At 74.0% G+C, this 4572-nt stretch carries 4 protein-coding genes; all 4 read right to left on the bottom strand.

Features of this window, described 5'->3' with window-relative positions:
- Positions 1-38: 38 nt before the first annotated feature.
- From GUY61_RS35125 to GUY61_RS35110, 4 genes are read right to left on the bottom strand one after another with little or no spacing between them, the layout of a single operon-like run.
- Positions 39-1421: a hypothetical protein gene (locus GUY61_RS35125; protein ID WP_166634372.1), complete on the bottom strand. Its 1383-nt coding sequence runs from the start codon at positions 1419-1421 to the stop codon at positions 39-41.
- Between the two features lie 50 nt (positions 1422-1471).
- A complete protein-coding gene (locus tag GUY61_RS35120) occupies positions 1472-2671 on the bottom strand; it encodes a hypothetical protein (RefSeq protein WP_166634371.1) in 1200 nt (399 codons plus the stop codon).
- Between the two features lie 5 nt (positions 2672-2676).
- Positions 2677-3531 (bottom strand): hypothetical protein, encoded by an 855-nt coding sequence (locus tag GUY61_RS35115; RefSeq protein WP_166634370.1) that lies wholly within the window; start codon positions 3529-3531, stop codon positions 2677-2679.
- A gap of 23 nt (positions 3532-3554) precedes the next feature.
- Entirely contained in the window at positions 3555-4232 is a 678-nt protein-coding gene (locus GUY61_RS35110) for an LPXTG cell wall anchor domain-containing protein (RefSeq protein WP_166634369.1), read from the bottom strand.
- Positions 4233-4572: the final 340 nt, after the last annotated feature.

Genomic DNA, 4572 nt, shown 5'->3' with positions numbered 1-4572 from the left:
GGGGAGGGCAGGGCAGGGCAGGCCGGGACGGGAACGGATCAGCGAGTGCCGCGCAGCCGGCGCCACGGCGTAAAGGTGAACACCGCGCCGCCGAGGAGGATCGCCGTGCCCGCGACGAGCGCGAGGGCGCGCAGGCCGCCGCCGTCGCCCGCGCCGGTGTCGGCGAGCCCGCCGCCGGTGCTACCCGAGGCGGAGGCCGTGCCTCCGGCCGTCGTGCCGGCGCTCCCGCCGCCGGCGCCACCGGCGGAACCGCCGGAGGCGCCGCCCTCCTGCTCTGTGGTGTCGAGCTCCAGGGAGACCTCCGTCTTCTCGGGGGTACAGGTGGTCGTCGTTCCGAGGGCCTCGACGGTGAGCACCCCCGGGCTGAGCGTCGACTCGCCGCTCGCGCCCGGTTTGTAGGTGCCGGTCAGGTCGGGGATCTCGATCGGGTCGCCGGCCTTGACGGGCTCCGCGTTCGTCGGGCCCTCGACATGCACGGTTCCCTTGTCGGCGCCGCCGAGGACGACCTCCATGGACGGCTTGACGGAGTCGGCGGGGATCTCCGCGGGGCTGTCCATGACGGACGTGGAGAACTTCACCGTGAGGTCGAAGTCGCCGCCGTTCTTCTTCGCGTCGATCGTCACCGGGGAGGTCGCGTTCCTGTCGCCGATGGGGGTCTTGCAGGCGTACGGGACCTTGACCTCCTTGCCCTTGAACTCGGTGGGGCCGCCGGGGTCCTCGCCGCCCGACGTACCCCCGGCGGAGGCCGTGCCGCCGGAAGCCGTGCCGCCGGACGTCGTACCGCCCGAGTCCGTGCCGCCGGACGTCGTACCGCCCGAGTCCGTGCCGCCGGACGCGGTGCCACCGGAGGTCGTGGTGCCGCCGGACGTGGCGCCACCCGAGTCCGTGCCGCCTGACGTGGTGCCGCCGGACGTCGTACCGCCCCCGCCGTCCGTCACCTTCACGGTCGCCGCGACCGGGACGTTCTCCAGAGGCGCGCACTTCGTGTCCGTCGACATGACGTTGATGGCGTACTTGCCCGGTGTGAGCGTGACCTCACCGGCCCGCTCCAGTTTGAGCGTGCCCTTCATCTCGGAGAGCTTCATCTCGGTGTTCTTCGGGATCGGCGGATTCTCCCGGGGGCCTACCATCCTCAGGGTCCCGGTCTGCGCCCCGCCCACCGTCAGTTCGCCGCTGGGCTGGACCGTGTTCTCGCCGAGGTCGACGAGATCGGGGTTCTTGGACGCGGCCTGCACCGTCTTCCAGACCACCTCGATCTCGTCGCCGACCCGGGCCTCGGCAGGCGCCTGGATGTCCGCCCTGGTGGTGCCGCGGACCGGATCCATGCCAGAGATCGCGGGCGGCACGCACTCCGTCTCGTAGGCGACCTCCGCCGCCCGGGCGGGTCCGGCGGCGAGCAGGATTCCCGCACCGGTGAGCATCAGTGCCGTCCCGGCGGCGCTCGCCCTTCCTCTCCCTCTCCGTTGCGCTGTCACGGATTCCCCTTCGTCGTCGGACGGTTGTCGTTGGGTGCGGACGGTGCGGAGGTCTGGAGTGTGTCGGGGGAGAACCAGGGCAGGGCGGGCACGGAGGAGGCCGTCTCCCGCGCCCCGGGGCCCGGTTCCGGTGCCTGTGCCGGTGCCTGTGCCTGTGCCGGTGCCTGTGCCGGCTCAGGTACGGGTGCGGGTGCGGGTGCGTCGGGCACGGAGGCGGGCGGATCCCCCCACGGCAGGCGCGGTAGGCGCGGTAGGCGCGGCAGGCGCGGTGAGCGGCGGGGGCGCCCGTGTGCGGGGCGGCCGCCGCGGACCCGTACCGCCGGCGCGCGGGGCCGCGCCCGGTCCACCACGGCCATGCCGATGCGGAACACCGCGGCGGGCACGACGAGACAGAGCAGGATCCAGAACAGCGTCACGCCCCAGGGCCGTCCCACGCCCCACGGCTGCTCGGCCAGGACCTTGTTCCCGTACTTCAGCGAGACCAGGTGGTCGCCGTGCGCGCCCGCGTCCAGCTGCACGTCGAGTTCGATCCTCGCCCTGCCGCCGGGCGCGATGGTGCCGCGCCACTGACGTTCCTCCCACTCGGGGGCGAACACCCCGTGTGCCGTGCCCACTTGGAACACCGGGTTCTTCACGGGGACCGGGCCGCCGTTGCCGAGGGTCACCACGAGGCGGCGGGCGGGCGGGGCTCCGAACCAGGTCAGGATGTTGTCGGAGCCCTCCAGGGACGGCATCGAGAGCACCGAGACCCGGCCCGCGCCGGCCTCCTGGGGAAGCGGCGCGCTCTCGTGCCCGGCCACAACGAACTCCGCCTGCGCTTCGGTGTGTTCACCGGTGACAGTGGCCGCGTGCACCACGCAGGGGCAGGGCCGGGGCGGCTCCGCCACGGGGAGCTTTCTGGTGAAGCCTCCCTCCGCGTTGGTGGTGACGGCACGTCCTTCGGCATTGGCGCAGGAGTTGGTGCCACCGATCATGTTCTGCCCGCAGATCAGAAGCGTGAGAAGTGCCCTCGGGCGCCAGCCCGCGCCGGTGACGGTGATGCTGCCGCCCTTGCCCGCCTCCCGGTCGGAGAGCCTGATCTGCGGCCCGTCCGCCGCCACGGCGCCTCTCGGAGCCGGAAGGAGGGCGAGGCAGAGGCCGAGGGCAAGGACAAGGGCGGGCGCCGACGCCGCCACCCAACCGGTCTTCCTGCTCACGCCGTTCACCTCTCCGTCCGCCCGCGCCGTACGAGATGGACCGTGACCGCGGTGGCCGCGCACAGCGCGAGCACGGCGCCCGGCACCGCGCCCCACGGCACGAACCGCGCCGAAGCCCTGCCGCGCGCCGTCGCCGCGCCCGCCGCCGTGGCCGTCAGCCGGACGGAGACGGCGTCGAAGGCGGGGGCGCCGGGCCAGGGTTCGGCCAGCCGCAGCCTCCCGCCGGGCGGCAGCCGGGCGGGCTCGCTGCGGGCCCGGCGGTCCAGGAGGGTGCCGAACACGCCCTCCGCGCGCACGGCGAGGCGCGGGGCCAGTGCCGTGTTGCCCCGGTTGACCAGCTCGTACCGGATGACCGTGTCCTCGCCGCTGCCCTCCACCCGTACGCGTTCCACGGTGAGCGCGGACAGGGCGGGGCCGCTCACGCTCAGCCGCACGGGCACGGAGCGCCGGGTGCCGCCGGCGCTCGCGAGGAGCCGTCCGGAACGCTCGCCCGGCACCGCGTCACCCGGCACGGTCACGGTGAACGGCACCTCCGCCCGGGTGCGCGCCGGGACACGCACGTCCTCCTGGGCGAAAGCGAACCGGGTCCCGGTGCCGCCGAGTCTCACGGTGACGGCGCGGGCGCCCGGGTTGGTGAGCGAGACGGTGTCCTGGAGGACGCTGCCCGGCACGCCCCGCAGGTAGAACGCGGGCCTGCCGTGCCCGCCGCCCGCGGAGGCCGGCCGCGCGCTCCACTCCCCGCTCGCGGCCCGCGCGGGCACGGCGGAGACGGTGGGCACGGTGGGCACGGCGGGCACGGCGGGCACGGCGAGCAGCACCACGGCGGCGGTGAGTGCGGCGCGGGCGAGGCGGGGCGGCATCGGCGGCTCCCTGGTCCGGGGCGTCAGGCCCGCTGCTGCCTGCGGGTCAGCCAGAGGACACCGGCCACGCCGGCCAGCAGGACCGTGCCGCCCAGCGTTCCCAGGGCCACGGCGGAGTCGAGGGGGCCGGTCTGCGGAAGCTCGTCCCCGCCCGAGGGTGCGGCCTGCGAGCTGCCGCCCGAGCCGTCTTTGCCGGACGCGGCCTTCACGTCGAGTGTGAGGGAGGGCTTCGGATCGTTGGTGTGGTTGCAGGTGGTGGTCGTGCCGAGGGCGGAGATGGTGAGCGTGGAGGCGGTGAAGGTGACCTTGCCGCTCTTCGCCGGGGTGTAGGTGCCCGACAAGTCACTTATCTTGATGGGGGTGTTGGCGGGGATCGCCGCACTGTTGGCGGGCCCCTTGACCTTGAGGGTGCCGCTCTCCGCACCGCCGAGCCTGATGAGCGCGCTGGGGTTCATGGCGCCCTTGCCCAGCTCGACGGGGCTGGAGGAGACACCCTTCTGGAAGGTCATGGTGAGCTTGTACGAACCGCCGCTCTCGACGGCCTTGATGTCGATCGGCGACACCGCGCTCTTCTCGCCGATCGGCGTCTGGCAGGTGTAGGCCACGTCCACGACTTCCGCGGCCGCGGGCGGCGCGGCCAGCAGCAGCACGGAACCGGCCACCGTCGTCGCGGCGAGCGCGACGCGCACAGGGCGTTTCATGGGGTCCCCTCTTGCTTGCCGGATGTTACTGACGGCACATCAGATTCGGCCGTCAAGGTACGCCCGGGACCTTGACGAGGGAAGACAAAGGACACAGCGAAACCGGGATCGGGGGACGCGCCTCGCCCTGTGCGGGTCACGGAGGCCGACGGGGCCGGGCCACCCCGCGCAGCCGGCGTGCAGCCCGTGCAGGCCCGAACCCAAGCCCAGGCCGTCGCCGCAGGCACTGGGACGGAGGCGGGACCGTTCTCCGGAGTCGGCGTGCCGGTCCGGGCCCACACCCCGCCCGGCCCGGCGGCCGGGAACGAGACCGAAGCCACCCACCCGAGCGTCCCCGGAC

It is taken from the genome of Streptomyces sp. GC420, from assembly GCF_009916105.1.
GTDB lineage: Bacteria > Actinomycetota > Actinomycetes > Streptomycetales > Streptomycetaceae > Streptomyces.
Note: the sequence above shows the minus strand (reverse complement) of the source record. Positions and strands in the feature narration are given on the sequence as shown.

What these genes read in the sequence shown, in the direction of transcription:
- GUY61_RS35115 (WP_166634370.1), bottom strand. Translation starts at nt 3,531, where the DNA reads ATGCCGCCCCGCCTCGCCCGCGCCGCACTCACCGCCGCCGTGGTGCTG.
- GUY61_RS35110 (WP_166634369.1), bottom strand. Translation starts at nt 4,232, where the DNA reads ATGAAACGCCCTGTGCGCGTCGCGCTCGCCGCGACGACGGTGGCCGGT.
- GUY61_RS35125 (WP_166634372.1), bottom strand. Translation starts at nt 1,421, where the DNA reads ATGCTCACCGGTGCGGGAATCCTGCTCGCCGCCGGACCCGCCCGGGCG.